This window comes from Streptomyces sp. NPDC005722, assembly GCF_040630935.1.
GTDB lineage: Bacteria > Actinomycetota > Actinomycetes > Streptomycetales > Streptomycetaceae > Actinacidiphila.
This window is the reverse complement of record NZ_JBEXYN010000005.1, coordinates 74451-97583: the sequence shown is the minus strand read 5'-3', so window position 1 is coordinate 97583 and position 23133 is coordinate 74451. Positions and strand designations below refer to the sequence as shown.

23 protein-coding genes, 1 tRNA gene and 1 other RNA gene are annotated in these 23133 nt (G+C 73.9%); 13 read left to right on the top strand and 12 right to left on the bottom strand.

Going from position 1 to position 23133, the window contains the following annotated elements; translation table 11 throughout:
* Positions 1-32 precede the first annotated feature (32 nt).
* Together ABZ479_RS08175 and ABZ479_RS08170 are read right to left on the bottom strand one after the other, a co-directional pair.
* Positions 33-1364, bottom strand: a complete 1332-nt coding sequence (locus ABZ479_RS08175; RefSeq protein WP_500460669.1) for an amidase — start codon at positions 1362-1364, stop codon at positions 33-35.
* Positions 1365-1534: 170 nt separating this feature from the next.
* Positions 1535-2509 (bottom strand): lysylphosphatidylglycerol synthase transmembrane domain-containing protein, encoded by a 975-nt coding sequence (locus tag ABZ479_RS08170; protein WP_500460668.1) that lies wholly within the window; start codon positions 2507-2509, stop codon positions 1535-1537.
* A gap of 480 nt (positions 2510-2989) precedes the next feature.
* Here ABZ479_RS08170 and ABZ479_RS08165 point away from each other — a divergent pair, with 480 nt between their 5' ends.
* The gene (locus tag ABZ479_RS08165) at positions 2990-3925 is read left to right on the top strand and encodes a SigB/SigF/SigG family RNA polymerase sigma factor (protein WP_500460667.1); all 936 of its coding nucleotides are present in this window, start codon (positions 2990-2992) and stop codon (positions 3923-3925) included.
* A 281-nt stretch (positions 3926-4206) separates the two neighbouring features.
* Here the strand turns inward: ABZ479_RS08165 and ABZ479_RS08160 are convergent, their stop codons facing one another.
* The gene (locus ABZ479_RS08160; RefSeq protein ID WP_500460666.1) at positions 4207-4440 is read right to left on the bottom strand and encodes a hypothetical protein; all 234 of its coding nucleotides are present in this window, start codon (positions 4438-4440) and stop codon (positions 4207-4209) included.
* Between the two features lie 236 nt (positions 4441-4676).
* Here ABZ479_RS08160 and ABZ479_RS08155 point away from each other — a divergent pair, with 236 nt between their 5' ends.
* A complete protein-coding gene (locus tag ABZ479_RS08155; RefSeq protein WP_500460664.1) occupies positions 4677-5960 on the top strand; it encodes a ferritin-like domain-containing protein in 1284 nt (427 codons plus the stop codon).
* A 370-nt stretch (positions 5961-6330) separates the two neighbouring features.
* On the top strand, positions 6331-7557 hold the full coding sequence (locus tag ABZ479_RS08150) for a hypothetical protein (RefSeq protein ID WP_500460662.1): 1227 nt from the start codon (positions 6331-6333) through the stop codon (positions 7555-7557).
* 48 nt (positions 7558-7605) lie between these two features.
* Here the strand turns inward: ABZ479_RS08150 and ABZ479_RS08145 are convergent, their stop codons facing one another.
* On the bottom strand, positions 7606-7956 hold the full coding sequence (locus ABZ479_RS08145; protein ID WP_500460661.1) for a hypothetical protein: 351 nt from the start codon (positions 7954-7956) through the stop codon (positions 7606-7608).
* A 167-nt stretch (positions 7957-8123) separates the two neighbouring features.
* On the opposite strand from ABZ479_RS08145, the gene ABZ479_RS08140 reads away from it, so the two are divergent.
* Positions 8124-8528 (top strand): VOC family protein, encoded by a 405-nt coding sequence (locus ABZ479_RS08140; RefSeq protein WP_500460660.1) that lies wholly within the window; start codon positions 8124-8126, stop codon positions 8526-8528.
* Positions 8529-8644: 116 nt separating this feature from the next.
* Positions 8645-9754, top strand: a complete 1110-nt coding sequence (locus tag ABZ479_RS08135) for a hypothetical protein (RefSeq protein ID WP_500460659.1) — start codon at positions 8645-8647, stop codon at positions 9752-9754.
* 98 nt (positions 9755-9852) lie between these two features.
* On the opposite strand, the gene ABZ479_RS08130 is transcribed toward ABZ479_RS08135, so the two are convergent.
* Positions 9853-10284, bottom strand: coding sequence for a hypothetical protein (locus tag ABZ479_RS08130; protein WP_500460931.1), 432 nt, complete (start codon positions 10282-10284; stop codon positions 9853-9855).
* Positions 10285-10831: 547 nt separating this feature from the next.
* Between ABZ479_RS08130 and ABZ479_RS08125 the strand changes: the two genes are divergently transcribed.
* The 3 genes from ABZ479_RS08125 (at position 10832) to fmdA (ending at position 13201) form a co-directional block, all read left to right on the top strand.
* Entirely contained in the window at positions 10832-11110 is a 279-nt protein-coding gene (locus ABZ479_RS08125; RefSeq protein WP_500460658.1) for an FmdB family zinc ribbon protein, read from the top strand.
* Between the two features lie 137 nt (positions 11111-11247).
* Positions 11248-11877, top strand: coding sequence for an AmiS/UreI family transporter (locus tag ABZ479_RS08120; protein ID WP_500460657.1), 630 nt, complete (start codon positions 11248-11250; stop codon positions 11875-11877).
* A 76-nt stretch (positions 11878-11953) separates the two neighbouring features.
* Entirely contained in the window at positions 11954-13201 is a 1248-nt protein-coding gene (gene fmdA / locus ABZ479_RS08115; RefSeq protein ID WP_500460656.1) for a formamidase, read from the top strand.
* 79 nt (positions 13202-13280) lie between these two features.
* On the opposite strand, the gene ABZ479_RS08110 is transcribed toward fmdA, so the two are convergent.
* From ABZ479_RS08110 to ABZ479_RS08095, 4 genes are all read right to left on the bottom strand, one after another.
* The gene (locus ABZ479_RS08110) at positions 13281-13979 is read right to left on the bottom strand and encodes a hypothetical protein (RefSeq protein ID WP_500460654.1); all 699 of its coding nucleotides are present in this window, start codon (positions 13977-13979) and stop codon (positions 13281-13283) included.
* A gap of 103 nt (positions 13980-14082) precedes the next feature.
* Positions 14083-14658, bottom strand: coding sequence for a hypothetical protein (locus ABZ479_RS08105; protein WP_500460653.1), 576 nt, complete (start codon positions 14656-14658; stop codon positions 14083-14085).
* A complete protein-coding gene (locus ABZ479_RS08100) occupies positions 14651-15202 on the bottom strand; it encodes a SigE family RNA polymerase sigma factor (RefSeq protein ID WP_500460651.1) in 552 nt (183 codons plus the stop codon). Before ABZ479_RS08100 ends, ABZ479_RS08105 begins: the two co-directional genes overlap by 8 nt.
* A 94-nt stretch (positions 15203-15296) precedes the next feature.
* Complete coding sequence (locus ABZ479_RS08095; RefSeq protein ID WP_500460929.1) at positions 15297-15794, bottom strand: MarR family winged helix-turn-helix transcriptional regulator; 498 nt, start codon at positions 15792-15794, stop codon at positions 15297-15299.
* Between the two features lie 204 nt (positions 15795-15998).
* Here ABZ479_RS08095 and ABZ479_RS08090 point away from each other — a divergent pair, with 204 nt between their 5' ends.
* Positions 15999-16847, top strand: coding sequence for an alpha/beta fold hydrolase (locus ABZ479_RS08090; protein WP_500460650.1), 849 nt, complete (start codon positions 15999-16001; stop codon positions 16845-16847).
* Between the two features lie 161 nt (positions 16848-17008).
* Here ABZ479_RS08090 and ABZ479_RS08085 read toward each other — a convergent pair whose 3' ends face one another.
* Positions 17009-18181 (bottom strand): serine/threonine-protein kinase, encoded by a 1173-nt coding sequence (locus ABZ479_RS08085; RefSeq protein WP_500460648.1) that lies wholly within the window; start codon positions 18179-18181, stop codon positions 17009-17011.
* 241 nt (positions 18182-18422) lie between these two features.
* Between ABZ479_RS08085 and ABZ479_RS08080 the strand changes: the two genes are divergently transcribed.
* Positions 18423-19193, top strand: a complete 771-nt coding sequence (locus tag ABZ479_RS08080; protein ID WP_500460647.1) for a hypothetical protein — start codon at positions 18423-18425, stop codon at positions 19191-19193.
* On the top strand, positions 19190-19564 hold the full coding sequence (locus tag ABZ479_RS08075) for a winged helix-turn-helix domain-containing protein (protein WP_499604895.1): 375 nt from the start codon (positions 19190-19192) through the stop codon (positions 19562-19564). Before ABZ479_RS08080 ends, ABZ479_RS08075 begins: the two co-directional genes overlap by 4 nt.
* A gap of 51 nt (positions 19565-19615) precedes the next feature.
* Here the strand turns inward: ABZ479_RS08075 and ABZ479_RS08070 are convergent, their stop codons facing one another.
* Positions 19616-20122, bottom strand: a complete 507-nt coding sequence (locus tag ABZ479_RS08070; RefSeq protein ID WP_500460645.1) for a hypothetical protein — start codon at positions 20120-20122, stop codon at positions 19616-19618.
* Positions 20123-20536: 414 nt separating this feature from the next.
* Positions 20537-20624, bottom strand: a tRNA-Ser gene (locus tag ABZ479_RS08065).
* Positions 20625-20696: 72 nt separating this feature from the next.
* Between ABZ479_RS08065 and ffs the strand changes: the two genes are divergently transcribed.
* Positions 20697-20793, top strand: an RNA gene (gene ffs / locus ABZ479_RS08060) — signal recognition particle sRNA small type.
* A 67-nt stretch (positions 20794-20860) separates the two neighbouring features.
* Complete coding sequence (locus ABZ479_RS08055; RefSeq protein WP_500460643.1) at positions 20861-23107, top strand: DNA polymerase III subunit gamma and tau; 2247 nt, start codon at positions 20861-20863, stop codon at positions 23105-23107.
* The last annotated feature ends 26 nt before the right edge of the window (positions 23108-23133 follow it).

Sequence of the window (23133 nt, the reverse complement as noted above, 5' to 3'; positions counted from 1 at the left end):
GCGGGGAGGCCGCCCTTCCCGGCCGCGCGGGATCAGCCGGCCGGGAAGGGCGGCCTGCGGTCCCGCCACGGGACGGCCTGCTCCAACTGCGCGGCGACCGCCAGCAGCAGGTCCTCCCGGCCGTGGGCGGCGACCAGTTGCACCCCGACCGGCAGTCCCTCGCGGCTCTGGCCGAGCGGCAGGCTGACCGCCGGGTGCCCCGAGACGTTGAAGGCCGCCGTGAACGGCCCGTACGCGAACAGCTCGCGCAGCCAGGAGCGCACCGTGTGCCGGGGGTCGTCGTGGTCGAGGGTGCCGTGCGGCGCGGGGAGCGCGCCCAGCGTCGGCGTGACGAGCAGGTCGTGACCGGCGAAGAAGCGGTCCACCGCGCGGGTCACGCGGTGCTGCGCCTCCATCGACGCCATCAGCTCCAGCGCCGTGCACGCCTCGGTCTCGGCGAGCACCGCCCGCGACACCGCCTCCAGCAGGGAGCGGTCGATGCGCGGGGCCGCCCGCAGCAGCGCGCCGCCACTGGCGAACGCGCCCAGCGCGGCGGCCTCCACGAGGTCGTCCCCGTCCAGGCGCGGCGCGTCCTCGCCGACGCGGTGCCCGATCCACTCCAGCACCTTGGCCGCGTCGACGGCGACCGCGGCGACCTGCGGGTCCACCGGCGTCCCCGTCCACGCGGCGGTGGTCACGGCGACCCGCAGCCGCCCCGGGTCGGAGCGCACCGCCCGCGCGTACGGCACCGGGGGCGCCGGGAGCGGGTACTTGGCGCCGTCACCGGGCCCGGCCACGGCGTCGAGCAGCGCCGCCGCGTCCCGTACCGTCCTGGTCACGGCGAACTCCACCTGCAGCCCGAACGCCGCCTCGCCCGTGAGCGGCCCGCACGGGGTGCGCCCCCGGCCCGGCTTGAGCCCGACCAGCCCGCAGCAGGACGCCGGGATGCGGATCGAACCGCCCGCGTCGTTGGCGTGCGCCACGGGCACCGCGCCCGCCGCGACCAGCGCGGCCGAGCCGCCGCTCGACCCGCCCACCCCGCGCGCCGGGTCCCAGGGGTTGCGCGTCGGCCCGTACCGCACCGGCTCCGTGGCGAAGTTCAGGCCGAACTCCGGCGCGGTGCTCTGGCCGAGCGCCACCAGCCCGGCCTCCCGGAACCGGGCCATCAGATCGTGGTCGGCGTCCGCCACGGCACCCCGCAGGGCGCGGCTGCCCAGGGTGAAGGGCACACCCCGCACGAACGGCCCGCCGTCCTTGACGACGAAGGGCACCCCGCCCAGTGGCCCGTCCGTCCGGTGGGCGGGCGCGGGGTCGAACAGCGGCAGCGTCAGCGCGTTGAGCTCCGCCCCCGCCGCCTCCAGGGCCGTGCGTGCGACGGCCTCCACCTCGCCCGCCGTCACCTCGCCGGCGCGGATCAGCTCCCGCAGCCCGGTCGCGTCCCGCTCCGCGTACTCGTGCAGTTCCAGCGTTCCGCCCTCCCGCGCCCTGTCCCGCGGTCAGCGTGGCACGCGCCGCCGGGCCGCCACCACGGGGTTTTCGCCGGCGAGGGGGCGGGTCAGACGACCTTGCGGCGCACCAGCGCGCCCAGCACCAGGGCGCCGGGGACGAGGGGCAGCCAGACCGTCACGATGCGGTAGCCGAGGACCGCCGAGGTGGCCGCCGCAAGGGAGGCGCCGGTGGCGACGAGGGCCACCACGAGCGCCGCGTCGACCGAGCCGACGCCGCCGGGGGTCGGCAGCGCCGCCGCCGCGACGCTGGCCACCAGGTAGGCGACGGCGACGTGGGTGAACGGCACCGGGACACCCAGGGCCATGGTGACGGCGACGAGGCCGGCGGCCTGCAGCGCGGGGAAGGCGAGCGAGCCGCCCCACAGCGCGAGGGCCCGCGACGGCCGGGCGTGCAGCGTGCGCGCGTCGGTGAACGCCGTGGCCAGGAACGTACGGACCACCTGCCGCAGCCGGGGCATCGCGACCAGCACGACCGTCACGACCACGCACACCCCGGCCGCCGCCCCCGCCGTGGGGCCGACCGGTACGGAGATGCCGTCGGGCAGCAGCCCGTCGAGCCGCAGCGCGTGCGGGAACACGGCGAGCAGCACCACCAGCAGGGTCCCGCGGCCCACGCACTCGGCCAGGAAGTACAGCGCGATGGCCGCCGCCGACCGGGCGGGCGGCAGTCCGCACGCCCGCATGAAGCGCAGGTTGACCGCGCTCGCCCCGATGCCCGCAGGCAGCAGGTGGTTCGCGGCGCCCGCGGCGAACTGCGTGGCCAGCAGCCGTCCCGCCGGGAGCCGTTCCAGGACCGTGCCCTGCCGCATGAAGGACACGGCGACCCAGGCCAGCCCGGTCGCCGCCACGGCGGCCAGCAGCCAGCCCCGGTTGGCGTCCAGCAACCCGCGGCCCCCGTCGGCGATCAGGTGCCAGTGCCGGGCCACCCACCACCCGACGAGCACGATCGGGGCCAGGCACGCGATCCGGCGCAGCGTGGCGCCGCTCAGGAGACGTGGAGTCGTCGTGGTGGTGATGCCCATGGTCGGTCGCCCCCGCGCGTCGTGCGCCTGTCCGCAGGTGTTGTCGCCCCTTCATGCCCTGTCCGCGCGACCTGCGGGTGTCCTGGGGCTGACGTCCGGCACGTTCCCGGATGGCGGAACGGCGTCGGTCCGGTGCGGGCCGCTCCGGGCGGGGCACCGTACGTCGCCCGGTCGCCGTTCGTACCCCGGCGCGCCGGCGGGCCGCGTACGGGCACCGGACCGCGGGCACGGACGGACGGCGGTGCCCGCCTGAGGGGGCCGGCCACCGGCACCCGGTGCGCTCTGACGGAAGTTCAGCGCCACTGCCCGGCAAGGGGTTTGGACGGCGCGCGCCGGGGCAGGCGATCCCCGTGCTTCGGAACGGAGGCACGCACGCGCGGGGCGTCCCGGCAGGGCGCCCGAGCGCGGGCGTGCCCTTCCGCACGGCACGCCCCTGCGCGGCGCGGCTCCCGTCCCCGGCAGGAAGGCACAGGTCCGCCAATGGCCGCCCGAGAGCTCCGTACCAGGAATCCGCATCCGCCCCCGGGCGCCCGTCCGCGTCCGCACGACGACGCCCCGGACACCACCGAGGTCCTGCGGCGGATCGCCGCCCTCCCCGACGGCGCGGAGAAGGACGCCCTGCGCGAGCAGGTCGTCATCGCCTGGATCCCCATGTCCGAACGGCTCGCGCGCCGCTTCCGGCACCGCGGCGAGTCCACCGAGGACCTCGTACAGGTCGCCGCGCTCGGCCTGGTGAAGGCCGTGCTGCGCTACGACCCCGCCCGCGGCAGCGCCTTCGAGAGCTTCGCCGTCCCCACCATCGTCGGCGAGGTGAAACGCCACTTCCGCGACCACCTGTGGGGTGTCCACGTCCCCCGCAGGGTCCAGGAGCTGCGCAGCCGGGTCCGCGCCGTCCGCCACGAACTCGCCGGGACGAAGGGCGGCACCCCCACCGTCGCCGAGATCGCCGCGCACGCCCGGATGAGCGAGGAGGACGTGGCCACCGCCATGGAGGCCCTCGACAGCTTCGCCCCCGCCTCCCTCGACTCCGCAACCCCCGGCGCGGAGGGGCGCACCTTCCTCGACACCCTGGGGTCCGAGGACCCCTGCCTGGACTTCGTCGTGGACCGCGTGGCCGTCGCACCGCGGCTGCGGGAACTCCCCCCGCGCGAGCGGCAGATCCTCTACCTGCGGTTCTTCCGCGACATGACGCAGACCCAGATAGCCGACCAGTTGGGCCTGTCCCAGATGCACGTCTCCCGGCTGATCAGCCGCACCTGCCGGCGCCTCCGCGAGGAGGTCGAGGCGTCCGAGGTGGCCGAGGCTGCCGGACGGGCCGGGGGCGCCGGGCCCGCAGGAGCGCGCGGTGGACGTCCGCCGGCAGGGGCCGGCCGCCCGCGCTCGCCACGAGCGCGGCCGCGACCTCACGGAGCTTGACGTTGCCGTACTGGGAGGCCCGCACGAGCACCGTCCAGGCCACGTCGCCGGGGCAGGGCGTCGCCGCCATCACCATGCCGACGGCCTGGTCGATGACCGACCGGCTGCCCAGCGCGCGGCGCAACTGCTCGTTCTCCGCGCGCAGCCGTCCCACCTCGCTCGCCGCGTCGTCCTCGGGGCCGGCCGGCAGGGGAACCATCGTCAGCACCTCCTGACGTTTCGGATGCCCCGAATGCCCGTTCCCATACGGGCGCGGGAGGTGACGGGCCGCCGGGCCGGGTTCAGCCGCGCAGTGCGATCCGGGCGGAGGGCGCGACGAGGGTGCCCTCACGACGAACAGCGAGTCCGCGTCGGGACGCACCGGCTCCACCAGGCCGGCGTGCGGGCCGTCGAGCGCGACGCCGCCGGCGGCCGAAGTCGTCGTTGACGTGGATGACGTCCACGTCCTCCTCCCGGGCCCGGGAGATCAGCCGGCGCACCCCGGGCAGCGCCTCGCGCACCGAGGGGAGCAGCAACTCCGCGCCCCAGGCCGCACCGCGGAGCCCGCGCCGGGCGCGGAGCCGAGGTCAGGCGGGCGGCGGGGCCGCCCGCGGACGGCGTCCGGGGCGCGTTGGGCCGCACGGGCGGCACGGCACGGCGCGCGCGGCGTCGCGGCCCGGGGGGCCGGGGCCCGGCTGGTAGCTTCGCCAGCCTCGCGGGTCCGCCCAGTGCCGTGTCCCGCGCGCCATTCTTCTCGGGGACGGAGACGTGGGTGACGGAACCGGTGGACGACCAGGACAACGGGCGCGGGGGCGACGAGGTCCCGCCGGCCGCCCTCGACCGCCGGGGCTTCGTCAAGTCCGCCGCGGCGGCCGCCGTCAGCCCCGCCGTCCTCGGCACCGCCGCCCACGCGGCCCCGCTCGCGGCGACGTTGCCGGTGGCGGTCCAGACCGCCGCGGCGGCGGTACCGGCGGTCGCCCCCGCGGTCGCCGCGGCCGCCGCCCACGGCATGGTCGCCCGGCTGCTCGCCGTCCCCGCGGCCTCCCGCCGTACCGACTGGCTGCACCAGGCGCTGCAGGTGGCCGTCGAGCTGGAACTCGCCACCATCCCGCCCTACCTGTGCGCGTGGTGGTCGGTACGGGACCGCTCGGACACCGTCGCCCGCCTGATCCGCGGCATCGTCACCGACGAGATGTTCCACATGGGCCTGGCCTGCAACATGCTGGTCGCCGTCGGCGGCCGGCCGCGGATCGCCGGCGTCACCCCGGACTATCCCTGCCGCCTGCCCGGCGGCGTGCGCAGCGAGCTGACGGTCTCCCTCTCCGGGCTGACCCGCGCGTACGTCCGGGACGTCCTCATGGCCATCGAGACCCCGGAGTCCACGCTCCCCGAGCCGTCCGCCGGGCCGCCGACCATCGGCGACTTCTACAACGGCGTCGTCACCGCCTTCCTCGACCACCGTCCCGAGCTCAGCGTCCGCGGCCAGATCGGCCAGCGCATCGGCCCCGACGAACTGCGGCCGATGCGGACCCTGGACGACGTCGTCGCCGCCGTGGAGATCATCAAGGAGCAGGGCGAGGGCAGCTCGGACTCCCCGGAGGCACCGACCGGCGAGGCCGTCGGTGGCCACCGCGACCTGGCCCACTACTTCGCCTTCGCGGAGATCTACCACGGCCGGGCCCTGGAGGAGACCGACGGCCTGTGGGAGTTCAGCGGCCCGCCCATCCCGTTCCCGGACGTCCACCCCATGGGCGTGGTCCCCCGGGGCGGCTGGCCCCACCCGCCCCGCGAGGCCGCGACCCTGCTGCGCCGCTTCGACACCGCGTACGGGGACCTGTTGCGCGGCCTGGAGTCCGCCTGGCAGTCGGCCGACCACGGCGCGCTCAACCGCGCGATCCGGACGATGGAGGAACTGGAGGAGCCCGCCCTCGCCCTCATGGAGATCCCGCTCGGCGACGGGCGCCACACGTACGGCCCCCAGTTCCGCCCGCCCGCCCAGGGAGCCGACCACCCGCCCGCCCCCGCGACGACCGGCTCCCCCGGCGGCCGCGCGTAGCGGACCCGCACCGATGCGGCCGGTTCCGCACCCACCCCGACGCCCCGGTCGCCGGGGGAGCCGGGGGCGCCGGCTCCCGCGACGGACATCCCGCCGTGGGCGGCCGGCCACCCTCGTGCGGGCCCTCGCCGATGCGGGACCCGACCGGCCCGGGTTCCGCGTACACCGCGACGTCCGCCACAGGGGAGCGCCGCGCCGTCCGCACCTTCTCGGCGCCAGGCGTGGGATTTTTTGCGACGCGCGGGTGAGCCCGGCCTGTCATATGCCGGACGCGCAATCCCGCGGGGCACCCATACGAGGCCGCGGCGCCACTGGGCGCCGCCCCGTCGCGGCCGTACCGGGCCGCCCGTACGAGGGAGTCCCCCGCCTCATGATCCGCCCGATAGCGCTTGCCGCCGCCGCCGTCCTGGCGGCGGGCGCCTCCGTGATATCCGCAGCACCCGGTTCCTCCGCCCCCCGCGTCGAACAGGTCCGGGCCGCCGACCTCGGGCCGGGTGGGCCCTGGTTCCGGCTCCAGGACCAGCCGGGCAACGGCGACCGCACCCCCGGGATCCAGGAGGTCTCGCCCTTCGCGGACCCCGTCCGCTTCAACGGCAGCCTGCACCTCGCCATCACCGGCGACCAGCAGTCCCAGGCCGCGCACCCCTTCCCCGCGCGGGTCCCGCTGGCCACGATCGCGGCCTCGGAGCTGTCGTACGACTCCTTCGTCACCAGCGGCAGCGTCACCGGCACCGCCGCCAACCTCCAGCTCCCCATGATCTGCGCGGGCAGCTTCACCACGCTCAGCTTCCAGCCCCAGCTCGCCACCGACAGCCAGGGCCGCCAGGGCGTCGTCCAGGGCGTCTGGCAGCACTTCGTCAACGGCCCCGACTCGCTGTGGCGGACCTCGCGGCAGGCCGGGACGATCCCCGCCCAGGCCGACCGCACCCTCGCCGAGTACATCGCCGCCTGCACCGCGGCCGGCGACGGCGTCGACGGGGTCATCGCCAACGCGGGGCGGCTGGGCCAGCCCAACGCGGGGCTCACGCTCGACACGTACGTCGACAACCTGACCGTCAACGGCACCACGTACGACTTCCTCGTCGACGGCCGTACCAACGCCCGCATCACCCTCGGCAACAGCACGCCAGGGCGGCCCTGCCACGCGGCCTCCGGGCAGATCGTCTTCACCGACCCGGCCGACGGTCCCGCGTACCGTTCCGTGGGCATCCGGCTGATCCTCGCCCGTACCCGCGGCGTCGACCCGGGCGACCTGACCGTCACCGTGGGCGGCGTCCCGGTCGTCCTGACCCCCGGGCCCGGCGGCACCCTCGTCGGCACCTACGCCCCGTCGCCCGCCGTCGACCTCGGTCCCGGCGGCACCTTCAGCGTCCCGATCACGGTGGCCTTCAACGACGGGCCCTACACCGTGGACGGCGCGGACACCGCCGAGACGGCGGGCGGACCGGGAGGTCAGGGCGGCCCGGGCGGCCCGGGCGGCCCGGGCGGTCAGGGTCACCGGGGCGGCACGCTGACGCTCACGGCCCAACTGCTCGCCCTCGGCTACGAACCCCTGCAGTTCACCGGGGTCGCGGCCGTCACCACGCTCCGCGTCTGACGCCGCCGGCCGGGACCCGGGCCCCCGCGGGCCCGGGTCCCCGCACCCCTACGCGGCCCGGAACTCGTGGACGACCTCGATCCGGCCCACGATGTGCCGGTTGAACTCCGGCAGTTCCTCCGCCGGCACCCACAGTTCGAGGATCGTCCGGCCGCCCACCTGGCGCACCGGGTAGCGGGCGGCGAACCCGGCCTCGACCTCGAAGCGCGTCACGTAACCGGCGCCGGAGGCGGGGACGTTCCAGTCGCGGGCGATGCGTACCGCGTAGTCCTCGTCGAGCACCGGGTAGAAGATCGGCTGCTCGGGCAGCCGCGGCGGCCACGCCCGCCACCCCGATGCCTCGACCAGGGCGAGTTCCTCCGGCCCGGTGGGGCGCCAGAGCGTCACGGTGTCCGTCATCGTCGTCCTCCTCGGTCGGTCCGGTCGTCCACCGTAGGGGCCGCCGCCGGCCCCGGCCCACCGGATTACGGCCGGGCATAGGATCGAAGGCACGGCATCGCGTGCCGGTCACCGGCCGGGTGAGGCATGGAGGTGCCCGTGAGAATGCCTTACGGAGGCATCCCACCGTGTCAGTCGAGTTGAACCACACCATCGTGCACGCCCCGGACAACCGGGAATCCGCCGACTTCCTCGCGCACATCCTCGGTCTGCGGGCCGGCGAGGAATGGGGCCCGTTCGTCCCGCTCCGGCTGAGCAACGGCGTCACCCTCGACTTCGCCACCGTCCCGGCGGAGACGATCGTCATGCAGCACTACGCCTTCCTGGTCCCCGAGACCGCCTTCGACGGCATCCTGAGCAGGATCCAGGAGGCCGGACTCACCTACTGGGCCGACCCGCACGGCAAGCGGCCCGGGGAGATCAACCACAACGACGGCGGCCGCGGCGTCTACTTCACGGACCCGGCGGGCCACGGCATGGAGGTCATCACCCGCCCCTACGGCAGCGGCGGCACCACCACCGGCGCGAGCTGAGCCGGCCGCGGGGAGGGTCCGCAAGGGCCCTCCCCGCCCCCGATCTTGATGGATCGTCAGGTACGCCCTTACCCTGCCGACAGCGCGCCTCGCGCCCGTCGAGGGGAGTGGTCGTCATGGCCGAGGACCCGTCCGGTACACCGTCCGACGACGAGATGCTCCAAGCCCTGGCGCGGCACCTCTCCGCGGCCGGCGGCGCGGTCCGGCCCGAAGCCTCCGCCGGGGCGGACCTCTCCTGGCACTCCGTGCTCGACTGCCGCATCCGCCGTACCACCGAGACCCGCAAGGAGACCGCCAGGACGGAGAAGGGCCGCAAGGACCTCTCCGCGCTCGCCACCTACACCCACCTCGCCGGCCACCGGCCCGGCCCGCCCGCCGAGCACGGCTCCCTGCGCCGGATCGAGCTGGTGCGCGAGGGATCCGTACGCCACAACACCTGCGAGTGCGGCAACGGCGCATGGGTCTGCAAGCGGTGCGAGGGCCGCGGCCGGCTCCCCTGCGACCCGACGACGGCCTGCCCCGACTGCCGCGGACTGGAGTCCTGCGCCGAGTGCGACGGCACCGGCAGGCCGCGGCCGCGCACGAAGGACCGCGACCAGGGACGCGCCGCGCAGGCGACCGCGTCCGGCACCGTGCCCCGGCGCGTCCGCTGCGCCAAGTGCCGTCGTCCCGACGCCGCGTGCCCCACCTGCGCTGGGCGGGCCCGCACGAAGTGCCCGCAGTGCTCGGGGTCGGGCCTCGTCGACTGCCCGACGTGCAAGGGGGACGGCACCGTCGCACACGAGGCGTGCGGGGGGAGCGGGGTCGTCACCACCTGGGTGGGCGGTGTCATCGAGCAGCGCAGCCACGAGGAGCTGGTGCGCCGGCCCCGCAGACGGCCGCCGTTCCCGGTCCGCCGGCGTACCGCCCGCCTGGGCCGGTGGCGCAAGGCCGTGCTGACCGGCGACGACCCGCTGCCCGGCGACCTCGACGCCGCGCACGCCGAGGCGCTCGCCCCGTACCTCTCCGTCCGCGCCGGAGAGGCCCACCGCAGGATCGTGCTGCGCCACTTGCCCCTCGCGCGCATCACCGTCCCCACCGACCCCGACCGCGTCCACTACGCGTTCCCGGGCGCCGACGGCGTCGAGGTGCTGACGCTGCCCTCCCGTCGCCGGGTCGCGTACGGGCTCGTGATCGCGGCGGCGGTCCTGGTGGTGGCCGTGCTGCTGCTCGTCCTGCTGGTGTAGCCGGTCGCCCGGGGTACACGGGGGTACGACGAGGGCCCCGGCCTCGTCGGAGGCCGGGGCCCTCGTGCCGCCCGGGAGCGGCCGCGGAGCGCGGTGGATCAGGCGAGCACGGGCTCGCCGCCGATCTGGCAGGCCTGGCAGGGCGGCCGGCCGCAGGTGCACTGGGTGATCGCCTCGAGCACGCCGCGGTCGTGGTACAGGCACTCGTCGCGGCAGGTGTGGCGGGGGATGAACCCGGCCTCGATCTCGCCGGGCCAGGGCTCGTGGCCGTCACGGCAACGGGCGAAGCGCTCCGGGTCGGTCGCGTGCAGCTCGTGCATCGCGGACCGGGCCTCGTCCTCCAGCTCCCGTATGCGGGTCACCAGGGCCTTGAGCTCGGTGGCGAGGCCCTGGTAGCGCTCGGCACCGGTCCGCACGTGTGCGGCCCGCAGGGCCATGGCTGCGTTGCCCAGGAACCTGCCGGCGTCCTGGAGGTCGGTGACGTGGTGCATCTGAAGGCCGTTCACGCCACGGACCCACACGGCGTCCATGCTCACTTCTCCACCTCTCCGGCGTTCGCCTTGTTCCGTGCGAAGCGTTGTGTGCCGTCCGATGAGCGGGGCTCCATTGCCACTGCATTCACGGAAAAGGCCGATGCATATGAACGCTAAAGCCGCGAGTAGTGTCCGTCCAGGAAAAGAGCAGTGAACCGCCTCACAGCGGTCATACCGCCCGCATCGCCCCCGCCCGTCGTGCACCCCCGTCCCACCCCCCCTGGTCCCGGCGTCCGCGGGGCGGGAGGACGGGCCCGGAGGCGTCCCCGGTCCCGGAATGCGGTCGCGCCCGCGATGCGGTATATCCGCGCTCCGGACCCGGGCGACAAGGCGAGACAAATGGAAATCCGGTGTTTCCCGGAGTGCCGGAAAGGGAACTCCCGAACTGCCTTCCGCGGCACTCCGGGTGCCTTCGGCCGACCTTGACAACCACCTTGCGGAGGCGTCTCCTTGATATAGGGATTGTTCCCCCGGCGTGCGCTCAACGGGGTGTGCCGCAGACGTCGAGGTTGACCCGGGTGCGCCGATGACCGGAGGCGACTTCATGGCGACCTACGAATACCTTTGCAACGACTGCGGGCCTTTCGACGTCAGGCTGACGATCGGTTCCGCACCCGCGACGCACGACTGCCCCGCCTGCGCGGGCGAGTCCCGGCGGGTGTTCTCCTCGCCCTCCCTGGCCGTCACGCCGCACGGGCTCGCCGTCTCCCGGGAACGGGAGGAGAAGTCCCGTGAGATGCCGGAGGTCGTGTCCGCCCCGCCGCCGCGCGAGCGGCCGCAGCCGCGGCCCCATCCGGCGCTGGCCCGGCTGCCCAAGCCCTAGCGCGAGGGCGGTGATCGGCGAGTCGTAGCTGCTCAGGGGGGTCGAAGCCGGAGCACGGACCCCGCTCCCGCCGATGCGGGACGAGGTGGCGTACCGGCCGCAATCCGTCCCCACGCGGACTTAGGAGGTGCGTCCCCGTGGCCAACGTGGGACTGCTCTTCGTCGGTGCGGTGCTGTTCATGAACGGCCTGCTGCTGCTGCAGAAGGTCGACCCCAAGTCGGCGGCGGTGTTCAACCTCTTCGTGGGTGCACTGCAGGTGCTGACCCCGACGTACCTCATCTTCACGGCCAACGGTGACCAGGACAAGATCCTGGCGGCGTCCGGGCTGTACCTCTTCGGATTCACCTACCTCTACGTGGGTATCGTCCTTCTCGCGGACATCGACAACATCTGCGTCGGCTGGTACTCCCTCTTCGTGGCGATTGTCGCCCTCGGGTACTCGTTCGTGAATTTCCATCTCTTCAAGGACTACCCGTTCGGCGTCATCTGGCTGTACTGGGCGTTCCTTTGGGCTTTGTTCTTCCTGGTGCTCGGTCTCGGGAAATCGGAGCTGAGCACTTATGTCGGCTGGGTGACGGCGATCGAGGGCTGGGTCACCGGCGTGATCCCCGCGGCGCTGCTGCTGTCCGGCTACTGGAAGCACACCACCGAGATCGCCATCGCCCTGGGTGCCTTCGGCGTGGTCGTGTTCGCGGCGTTGTGGCCGCTCACCAGGAAATCGCGGGAACAGGCCCGGGCCGCCGCGTCGTCCGGCTCGCCGGGTTAGGTGCGGGTCCGGCCGGCCCCGGCGTCCCCGAGGCACGGGACCACCGTCCTGACCGGATCAGAAAAGAGAGGCTGTCATGCCCGAAGTAGTTTTCAGCGTGGACCAGACCAAGTCGATGCGCGATCAGGACACCCCAGGACACAACAGGTGGCACCCTGACATTCCCGTCGCCGCCATGGTGAAGCCCGGAGCCGAGTTCCGGATGGAGTGCCGGGACTGGACCGACTGCCAGATCGGCAACAACGACTCCGCCAACGACGTCCGCGACATCGACCTCACCATCCCCCACATGCTCAGCGGCCCGATCGGCGTGGAGGGCGCGGAACCCGGCGACCTGCTGGTCGTCGACATCCTCGACCTCGGCCCCGTACCCCAGCAGGCCGGGGACGCCGCGGGCCAGGGCTGGGGCTACACCGGCATCTTCGCCAAGGCCAACGGCGGAGGCTTCCTGACCGACTACTTCCCCGACGCCTACAAGGCGGTGTGGGACTTCCACGGCCAGCAGGCGGTCTCCCGCCACCTGCCCGGGATCCGCTTCACCGGCATCACCCACCCGGGACTGTTCGGGACCGCCCCCTCCGCCGAACTGCTGGGCCGGTGGAACGCCCGTGAGAAGGCGCTCATCGACACCGACCCCGAGCGCGTCCCGCCGCTGGCCGTCCCCCCGGACTCCGCCAACGCGCTGGCCGGCACGGCCACCGGTGACCTCGCCGCGCGCATCGCGGCCGAGGGCGCCCGCACGGTGCCGGCCCGTGAGAACGGCGGCAACCACGACATCAAGAACTTCACGCGCGGCTCCCGGGTGTTCTACCCGGTGCTCGTGAAGGACGCCAAGCTCTCCGGCGGCGACCTGCACTTCAGCCAGGGCGACGGGGAGATCACCTTCTGCGGCGCCATCGAGATGGGCGGCTTCATCGACTTCCACGTCGACCTGATCAAGGGCGGCATGGAGAAGTACGGCATCTCGACCAACCCGGTGTTCATGCCCGGCAACGTGGAGCCGCGCTACTCGGACTTCCTCACCTTCATCGGGATCTCCGTCGACCACGACACGGACACCAACTACTACCTCGACGCCACGCTCGCCTACCGCCGCGCGTGCCTCAACGCCGTCGAGTACTTCAAGAAGTTCGGCTACAGCGGCGAGCAGGCGTACCTGCTGCTCGGGTCCTCCCCGATAGAGGGGCGCATCAGCGGCATCGTCGACATCCCCAACGCGTGCTGCTCCCTGTACGTGCCGACCGCCATGTTCGACTTCGACGTGCGGCCGTCGTCCGCCGGACCGACGCGGGCGGACCGCGGCCAGGCCGCGCTGACCTCCTGACCCTCCCGGTCGCCCGGCGCACCCGGGTCCCGGCCCGTCCCCGGGCCGGGACCCGTCCGCGCCCGTGCCGTCGCGGCGGTCAGGCGCGGTAGATCGACTGGAGCCTGACCACCTCGCCGTCGCGGTCGAAGCTGACGTCGTAGCCCAGCCAGCCCCGCTCGTCGACGGGCTGGGCCCACCACCGGCGGATGAACTCGTCCTGGGAGTAGGCGTGGGGAAGGGCCACGTCACCCAGCGGGACCGACAGCAGGACCCGGCCCGCCGGAGCCATGCGTACCGTCGTGTAGGGGCCCTTGCCGGGGATCAGCTGCCACCCCTCGATCGGTCCGGTGAGGACTTCCCTGCGTGCGGCGCGCACGGAGAGGTACGTGTGCCCGCCTTCGATCCAGGCCCTTTCGACCTGCACGAACTGCTTGCTGCCCGCCCAGCGCGCGGGCGCCTGCGGTGACGGGGTGCCCGTGGGGCCGTCCGCCGGGGGCTCCGCCACGCCGTACGTCCCGCCGTCCGCCGCCGGGGCCCCGGTGGAGCGGGCGGGGAAGGGCGTGCCGGAGTCCTCGGCCGGGGGAGTCGCCGAGGGCGAGGCGGGGGCCGAACTCGGCGCCGGGACGGGCGAGGCGGAGGCGGCGGCGTCGGTGCGTCCGGTCGGCCCGCCGTCCGTCCCCTCCCCCGAACAGGCGGCGAGGGCGAGGGTGGTGAGGGTGGTGAGGGCGAGGGCGGCGAGCCGGGCGGTGGCGGCGCGGCGGTGCGCGGAGGGCGAGGCGAACACGGTGGGTCCCATCGGGTCGGGGTCGGGTACGGGCGGCGTGCACAGGCTCTACGCACCGGCCCGCCCCGCGGGTTACACCGGGAATGTCATGGACCGGTAACAACCTTCCGCCGCGCTAACCGGCCTCCCGCAGGGACGCCACCCGCCCCTCCGCGTCGTAGTCGATCTCGAACGTCCACCGCGGCCCGCCCGCGAGCCGGCCGACCAGCTGGGCCAGTTCGCGGTCGGCGGGGCGGCCGTCCGACAGGCGCAGCGTCTCGACCGGCGTGGTGCGCGGCAGCGTCAGCGTGTGCACGACGCCGGTGGGCACCGGCGGCCCGTCCCCGGTCGCCCGCAGCTGCCGCACGGTGACCCGCACCATGTCCCCCTGGACCACCGCGTCGTGGACCAGGCCCAGTTCGCCGGCGTACTCCTCGCCCGGCGCGGGGACCGGGCGGACGAAGGGGGAGGGCGGCGGCGACGGCGAGACCGCCGCCGGCCCGGGCCCCCCGGTGGTCCCGGCCAGCGCGATGCCGCCGCCCAGCAGCGCGCAGGCGAGCACCGCCACGGCGCACGCCCGCACCGTACGGGCGCGGCGGCGGCGCCGTTCGCCACGGGCCCGCACCTGCTCCGCGGCCACCGGTACGGTCCGTCCCCGGCCGGATTCCGCGAGTTGGGCGAGGAGCCTGCCCAGTTCGGTCCCGTCAGCCACGCCTGCCCTCCGGAAGTCGTTCCGCCCCGGGGTCCGCCTCCGTGTGCGCCAGCAGCCGCGCGAGCGTCGCCCGCCCACGGCTGAGGTGCACCTTCACGGTGCCGACCGGGGAGCCGGTCTCGGCCGCCACCTGGTCCACCGGCAGATCGCACAGGTGGTGCAGGACCACGGCCCGCCGCTGCGCCTCCGGGAGTTGCCGCAACGCCTCGACGAGCACCACGTGGTGCGGCTCCGGCGGCGGCACGGCCGGGGGCGGTCCCTGCCGGCGGGCCAGCGTCAGCGCGGTGCGCACGCGTCGCCACCGGCTGACGGCCAGGCGCCACGCCACGGTGCGCACCCAGGCCTCGGGCGCACCGTGCAGGTCGAGTTCGGCCCGGTGCTCCCAGGCCCGGGCGAACGCCTCCTGCACCACGTCCTGGGACTCCGCGAGGTCGCCGGTCATCGCGTACAGCTGACCGACGAGGCGGCCGACGCTCGCGGCGTAGAACGCGTCGAACTCGGCCTCCCCCACCACACGCCCCGCGGGCTCCTCGGGCAGTCGCATTCCTCATCCCCCGCCGGACGTGTGCGCCCGGCACACACGTGGTCAACGCCGCGGGACCATTCTGTGGCCCGGGGCGACCACGTCAAGCGGCCGGTCAGGCCGTCGTCGCGGCGCCCGCGGTGTGCCGGTCCACGTTGGCCGTGAGCCGGCGCAGCAGGTCCTGGGCGGTCGCGATCTCCTCGTGGGTCAGCCCCACGGCTTCGCCGATCGCCGGCGGGACATTGCGGATCCGCTCCCGCAGCGCGGTCCCCTCCGGGGTCAGCGCCACCTCCACCACCCGCTCGTCGTCCGCCCGGCGCTGCCGCTTGAGCAGGCCGTGCGCCTCCAGGCGCTTGATCAGCGGCGTCAGGGTCCCGTAGTCGAGGTGCAGCGCGGCCACCAGCTCCTTGACCGTCACGGTGCGGTGCTCCCAGAGCACGACCATGACCAGGTACTGGGGGTAGGTCAGGCCGACCGCGTCCAGCAGGGGGCGGTAGACGCCGGTGACGGCGCGCGAGGCGGCGTACAGCGTGAAGCAGAAGTGGTTGTCCAGCAGGAGCGAGGGCTCCGCCAGGTCGTCGTTCCCGGGTGCGCGGGTGTCGTCGTTCACGATTCCCTCCCCCTCCGTCGGTCGGTTGGTCGGTCGGTCCTCCGGCCCACATTGTCGCACCTTCCCCGTGAGCTATGGGCTCGTACCCGATTAGCTTGCGCACAACTTAAATGGACGCTAGGTTTCTCGTCATCGGCCGGAGCGGACGCCCCGGGACCGACCACCTGTCCGGCGCGCCTGCCGGGCGCCGTACGCCAAGGAGCCACCGTGAACCTCAAGTCCGTCCTCCGCCCCACCCGCAAGAGCGCCGCCGTCCTGGGCGCCGCCGCAGGTGTCGCGGCGCTCACGCTGGCGGCCACGGCACCGGCCAACGCCGCCAAGGCCGCGCACCACCCGCAGGAGAAGAAGCCCACGGTCGTCCTGGTGCACGGCGCCTTCGCGGACTCCTCCAGCTGGAACGGCGTGGTGACCCGCCTGAAGCACGCGGGCTACCCCGTCGTGGCCCCGGCCAACCCGCTGCGCGGCCTGGCGAGCGACGCGGCGTACGTCCACAGCTTCCTGGACAGCGTCAAGGGCCCGGTCGTGCTGGTCGGCCACTCCTACGGCGGCTCGGTGATCAGCGAGGCCGCCGCGGACTCCCCCAACGTCAAGGCGCTCGTCTACATAGCCGCCTTCGCCCCGGACAAGGGCGAGACCGTCACGCAGATCTCCGACAAGTTCCCCGGCGGCACCCTCGGCGAGACCCTCAACCCCGTGCCCTTCCCGCTCCCCGGCGGCGGCACCGGCACCGACCTCTACATCAAGGCCGACAAGTTCCGCGCCCAGTTCGCGGCCGACGTGCCGAAGACCGTCGCCGAGCAGATGGCCGCCACCCAGCGCCCCGTGGCCGCCTCGGTCTTCGAGGAGAAGGCCGCCGGCGCCGCCTGGCGGACCATCCCGTCCTGGGACCTCGTCACCACCCAGGACAAGAACATCACCCTCGCCGCCCAGCGCTTCATGGCCAAGCGGGCGCACGCCCACACCGTGGAGATCAAGGCCTCCCACGCCGTCTCGGTCTCCCGCCCCGACGCGGTCACCCGCATCATCGAGCAGGCCGCCCGCTCCACCGTCCGCTGACCCTCCCCGCACGCACCTTGCCCCGGCCCCTCACGGGCCGGGGCGCGCGGGTGCGCCTCCCGCCCGGTGCCGGATGATCGCGCACACGACCGGACCACGTACCGAAGCGCTCGAGGCCCACGGGATCCCGAGGCCCCTCCGATCCGTGGCCGGCCCGGTTCCTACGTGTCGAAGTGCCAGTCGAGCACGTCTTCGAGCTGTTCGAGCCACGCGTCGACATCGGCCTTGCGGTGGGCGCCGACCTCACAGGTGTAGGTGCCGTCGCGCAGGTAGACCTTCACCACGAGTTGCCTGCCGCGTCGGTGTGCCCCGTACTCGACGGCGGTGATCTCGGACCAGGCGAACTCGGCCGTGGTGTGGTCGAGCTGGAACGCGATCCCGTCGCCGTCCGCGGCGATGCTCGCCGCCCGGTCGGCGGCGACCATCGACGGAGCGTCGTCCTCCGGACCGGAGGGGCCCGGGACGGGAGGCCGTTCCGGCGTCTCCGGCGGCCGCGGTGCGGAGACCGTTGCCGCGTAGGCCGTGGGGACACGGTCCGCCGAGGGCACGGCGGGCGGTACCGGGGGAACGGTCAGGAGGTCCAGGAACGCGGAGGGCGTCGGGCGCGCCGAGGGGGACTTGGCCAGGCACGACGTCACGGCCTCCCGCAGGTCCGGTGGGATCACGGCGACGTCCGGGGGTTCGTGGACCGCGCGGTACATCAAGGACATCGGCGTGCCCTCGCCCCACGCGCTCCCGCCCGCCGCCGCGACCAGGACCACGCCGAGCGCGAACATGTCGGCCGCGCCCGTGACGTCCTCGCCCAGCGCCTGTTCGGGAGCGAGGTACCCGGGGGTGCCGAAGGCCGCTCCCGTCGCGGTCAGCCGGGTGGACTCCACGGCGCGGGCGATGCCGAAGTCCAGCACGCGGGGGCCGTCCTCGGCCATGACGATGTTCCCGGGCTTGAGGTCCCGGTGGACGAGACCGCACGAATGGATGGCCTCGAGCGCCTCCGCGAGCGCGGCACCCAGGCTCCGCAGGCGCGGCTCGTCCAACGGTCCCCCGGTGGCGAGGAGTTCCGCGAGCGTGGGTCCGGGCACGTACGCGGTCGCCAGCCAGGGCGTCGCGCAGTCGGGGTCGGCGTCCACGACCGGGGCCGTGTGGAATCCGCCCACCGTACGGGCCGCCGCCACCTCCGCACGGAACCGCTCACGGAAGGCGGGGTCGGAGGCCAGCTCCGGCCTGGCGACCTTCACCGCCACCGCACGGCCACCGCGGGACCGCGCCAGGTAGACCGTGCCCATGCCGCCCTCGCCGAGCTTCTTCTCGACGGTGTACGTGCCTATGCGATCCACGCGGACAGTATGTCCGACAAGCACTTGCAAGATCAGGGCACAGCCCGAAGGCGGCGACCCGGTCACAACTGCTCTTGACTGCAAGGTACTTTGTATCGCAAAGTTCGAGCGGCCGCCGACTGGCGGCCCGCTTGCGAGTGCTCCCGAAGCGCTCCTGAAGCGCGACCACAAGGGGGACACCATGGGGACGCCGTCACCGAGCAGCGCGGGATCCGAACCGAGGGCGCGTGCGGTCGGCCTGTTGGCGGCGACGGAAGACCTGCGGGTCAGGACCCGCGCGCAGATGAACGGTTCGCGGGTCGCCCTGCTCGGCTTCGGCCTGCTTGCCCTGGCGGCTGCCCCGATCGCCCGGTACGCCTTCAACTTCGGAGCCCACGGCCGCTACATCGGGTCGTATCCCGCCTTTGCCTACGCCGAGCTGAGTGGCCTGTGCGTCGTCCATCAACCAGGGGCCCCTTGTCTGAGGGGGGAGTTCGACGGGGCCGTCCTGCGCTTCACGGCCTGGGGCGTGTGGTTCTCGCTGCTCCCCCTGGCCTGGTTCGTCTTCGCGCGCTGGTACCGCCGGCGCGGTGAGGACCGCGGCGTCGTCCCCCGCCGCGGCGTGTGGATCCCCACGACCGCCGTAGCCACCGCAGTGATCACGACGGCCCTGATGGCCCTGTTGTTCGCCAGGAACCAGCCGTGGGAGGCCGAGCTGCTGGAGAACAGCTACGCCTCCCCGTGGTACCTCGTCGGTTTCGGACTCCTCGCCCTCGGGATCGCCGAACGCAGTTGGTTCGCCGTAACCGCCGGCATCTCTCACGCCCTGCTGCTCACCGGCTACCTCGGAGCCTCCTGGGGCAGCGGATGGCTCCCCTGGCAGCACCCCGCACACCCCGACTGGACCGACGGACCGCAGGCCAAAGCGCTCCTGCTCGCCGCCATCCTGCTCCTCGCCGGCCTGGTCGATGGGGCTGTGGCCCGTCGTCGAGCGACGCCCGACGCCACTGATGCCGGTACGGTCGCACCATGAGTGTCGAGGACTCGACCGCTGGGTCGGATGAGCCGGAAGGCGTCCATCCGACCCAGTCGCTGGACGACACCGTCCACCAGCGTGTGCGCCTCGGCGTCCTCACCATCGCCCGAGAGGCCGATCGAGTCGAGTTCGGCTTCCTGAAGAAGCAGCTTGCCGTCACCGACGGAAACCTCTCCCGGCACCTGAAGGTGCTGGAGGACTCAGGTCTGATCACCGTGGAGAAGGGCTACGCCGGCCGGCGCCCCCGAACATGGATCGCTCTCACCCGCCAAGGCGCGCAGGCGCTGGACGCAGAACTTCGCGCCCTGCGTGCACTCGTCCTCCGCCTGGAATCCCCTCGCCCCACGCCCGACCCACCCGGGACGTGATCAGGCCGACCTTGCCGGCGCGCGGCGGAGCGTGAGCGACGTCGGGGTGCCTCAGCGCAGTGAGTGACGCCGGTAGCAAGAATCCGGCGCCCCGAAGGTGATCTCGTTCTGATCGAGCCCGTTGGCGATGGTCAGTTGGCCGTGGGGGAATCGGAAGCTGACAGCGACGCTGCCTTGGGCCATGTCCCTCCCGGCCCATTCGATGAGCTCCACGTCCTCAAGGACCTGGCCCTGGAGGGACTGCGCTTCGGGGCGCAGGTCGTGGCGCCATTGGAGATCGAAGTCCGCCCACAGGACCCGCTGGTGGGGATCGACGGTGTTCCATGTGAGGGAGAGGTCGTCGAACTTGTGGTGGTTGACCTCGACCTGTTCGCCGGTGAAGTCGAGCAGCACAGGGCAGTCGGGGAACCACTCGTCGTCTTCAACGTCCCAGACCAGCCAGACGTGGGTCAGCCGCCGGCCGACCAGCGCACGCAGTTGCCGGCCGTGGCCTGCCACGACCGCGGAGCGGCCGCTGAGCCATTGAGGCCGGTAGCCCTCGATCCCGAAGTTGAACACGCCGGATCTTCTCAGAACCAGGTCGGCAGGCCACCCTGCCGGACTCCGGGGCGGTCCGGTATGCGGGAGCGGCCACCGGCGACGACACCACAGGCATCGGCGGCCGGGCACTGCTCCGGGTGCGAGCATGCGCGTCGCGAGTACGAATCGACCGCGTCCCTGGCCGGCCGTCGCACCATTGGCCTGCCGGACCCGTCGATCAAGGAGCGCGAGAGGACCGCGAGCCGAAGGAGAAGCCTCGGCTCGGTGCGGCGGAAGCCCCTGTCCGGCACCAGTGGCGAACCGTCCGGCTGGGCCAAACCGTAACTGGTGGCGTGACAGGCGTCGCCGGCGTCGGGGCCGTCCGGAACGGAGAACGTCGAAGGGCCCCACCGCGACCGGTGGGGCCCTTCGACAACGTGCCCGGTGAGGCACTGGCGGAGGATACGAGATTCGAACTCGTGAGGGGTTGCCCCCAACACGCTTTCCAAGCGTGCGCCCTAGGCCACTAGGCGAATCCTCCGCGGCAAACATTACTAGACCGGAGGGAGTGCTCGCGAACTCGTTCCCGGGTGATCCGATCATGTAGGCTGGGCGCAGCCCCTCACGTGGCGCTATCTCGCTGAAACCCCCCAGGGCCGGAAGGCAGCAAGGGTAGGTGGGCTCTGGCGGGTGCGTGGGGGGTCTTTTGCTGCCCTCGGGCCTGCGGGAACACGGGCCGGGGAGGCCGGGGGAGGGCCTCGGTGTGGCCGTCGTCACATGCGCGGGGCCCGGGTGTCGGTGGGGGCCGATATCGTCGTAGTCGTGTCCCTCGCTCTGTACCGCCGCTATCGTCCCGAGACCTTCGCCGAGGTCATCGGGCAGGAGCACGTCACGGACCCGCTGCAGCAGGCGCTGCGGAACAACCGGGTCAACCACGCGTACCTGTTCAGCGGGCCGCGCGGCTGTGGCAAGACGACCAGCGCCCGCATCCTGGCGCGCTGCCTGAACTGCGAGAAGGGCCCGACGCCGACGCCGTGCGGGGAGTGCCAGTCGTGCCGCGACCTGGCGCGCAACGGTCCGGGGTCGATCGACGTGATCGAGATCGACGCGGCGTCGCACGGCGGTGTGGACGACGCCCGTGACCTGCGGGAGAAGGCTTTCTTCGGGCCGGCGAGCAGTCGTTACAAGATCTACATCATCGACGAGGCGCACATGGTCACCTCGGCGGGCTTCAACGCCCTGCTGAAGGTGGTCGAGGAGCCCCCGGAGCACCTCAAGTTCATCTTCGCGACCACCGAGCCCGAGAAGGTCATCGGCACCATCCGGTCGCGCACCCACCACTACCCGTTCCGACTGGTGCCGCCCGGCACGCTGCGCGACTACCTGTCGGAGGTCTGCGAGCGGGAGGCGATCCCGGTCGAGGCCGGGGTGTACCCGATGGTGGTCCGGGCCGGGGCCGGCTCGGTGCGTGACTCGATGTCCGTGATGGACCAGTTGCTCGCCGGTGCCGGCGAGGCCGGTGTGACGTACGCCATGGCGACCTCGCTGCTGGGCTACACCGACGGCACGCTGCTCGACGACGTCGTGGACGCCTTCGCCGCCGGTGACGGCGCGGCGGCGTTCGAGGTCGTGGACCGGGTGATCGAGGGCGGGCACGACCCGCGCCGCTTCGTGGCCGACCTGCTGGAGCGTCTGCGGGACCTGGTGATCCTCGCGGCGGTGCCGGACGCGGTGGAGAAGGGCCTGATCGACGCCCCCGCCGACGTCGTGGAGCGGATGCGGGCCCAGGCCGGGGTGTTCGGCGCGGCGGAGCTGAGCCGCGCCGCGGACCTGGTCAACGCCGGGCTCACGGAGATGCGCGGGGCGACCTCGCCGCGTCTGCAACTGGAGTTGATCTGCGCCCGCGTGCTGCTTCCGGCGGCCTACGACGACGAGCGGTCGCTGCAGGCCCGCCTGGACCGGCTGGAACGCCGTGCGTCCGCCGGTGGTTTCGCGGCGCCCGCGGGCGGCCCGGCGGTCCCGGTCGTGGAGTTCGGGGAGCCGCTCCCGCCCGGCGGCGGCCCCGCCGCGGCGCGTGCGGCGATGGGCGGCCCGGCCCGGCCCGCCGAAGCCGTTCCCGCGCCCGCCCCCGAACCCGCCGCGTTCACCGCACCCCCGGCCCCCGCACCCGCGCCGGCCCCCGCGGCCGCCCCGGAGCCCACTCCCGCGCTCCCGTCCGCGCAGCCCCCCGCCGCGCAGCGTCCCGGCGCCTGGCCGACCGCCACCGCCCCCGGCGGCGGGCAGCGTCCCGGCGCCTGGCCCACCGCGGCATCGGCGGCGGCCCCGGAGCCCGCCCCCGCCGCCACGCCCGCGCAGCCCCCGGCCCCGGGACCGACCGCACCCGCCGCGCAGCCCATCGGCGATGCCTCGCGCGTCCACCAGATGTGGCCGACCGTCCTCGAGGCGGTCAAGCGGCTGCGGAAGGTGACCTGGATACTGCTCGACCAGAACGCCCGGCTCGTCGGCTTCGACGGGTCGACGCTGCAGATCGGCTTCGACAACCCCGGCGCCCGCGACAGCTTCGCCAACCGCGGCCACGAGGAGGTGCTCAAGCAGGCGATCAGCGAGGCCCTGGGCGTCCAGTGGCGCATCGAGGCGATCGTCAGCCCGGGCGGCGGCCCCGGCGGCTCCGGCCCGGCGGGACCGGGTGGAGGCTCCGGTGGGCCCCGTCCCGCCCCCGCCTCCCCGGCACCGTCCGCGCACCAGCAGCAGTCGCACCAGCAGCCGCAGCAATCGCACCAGCAGTCCCAGAACCCGGGGCCGTCCCCGGCACCGCCGCCCGCCGCCGTGGCGGCGGCCCGTGCCGCGGTCAACGCGGCGCCGGCGGCCTCCGCGTACCCGCCCGTCGCCGACGAGCCCCCGCCCGTCGAGTACGACATGCCCGAGGACGACGACCCGGACCTGGACGAGACGGCGCTCAGCGGCCACGACCTCATCGTGCGCGAGCTGGGTGCCACCCTGATCGAGGAGATCGCCAACGAGTAGCGGCGGCGGCCCCGTTCCTCCTGTGG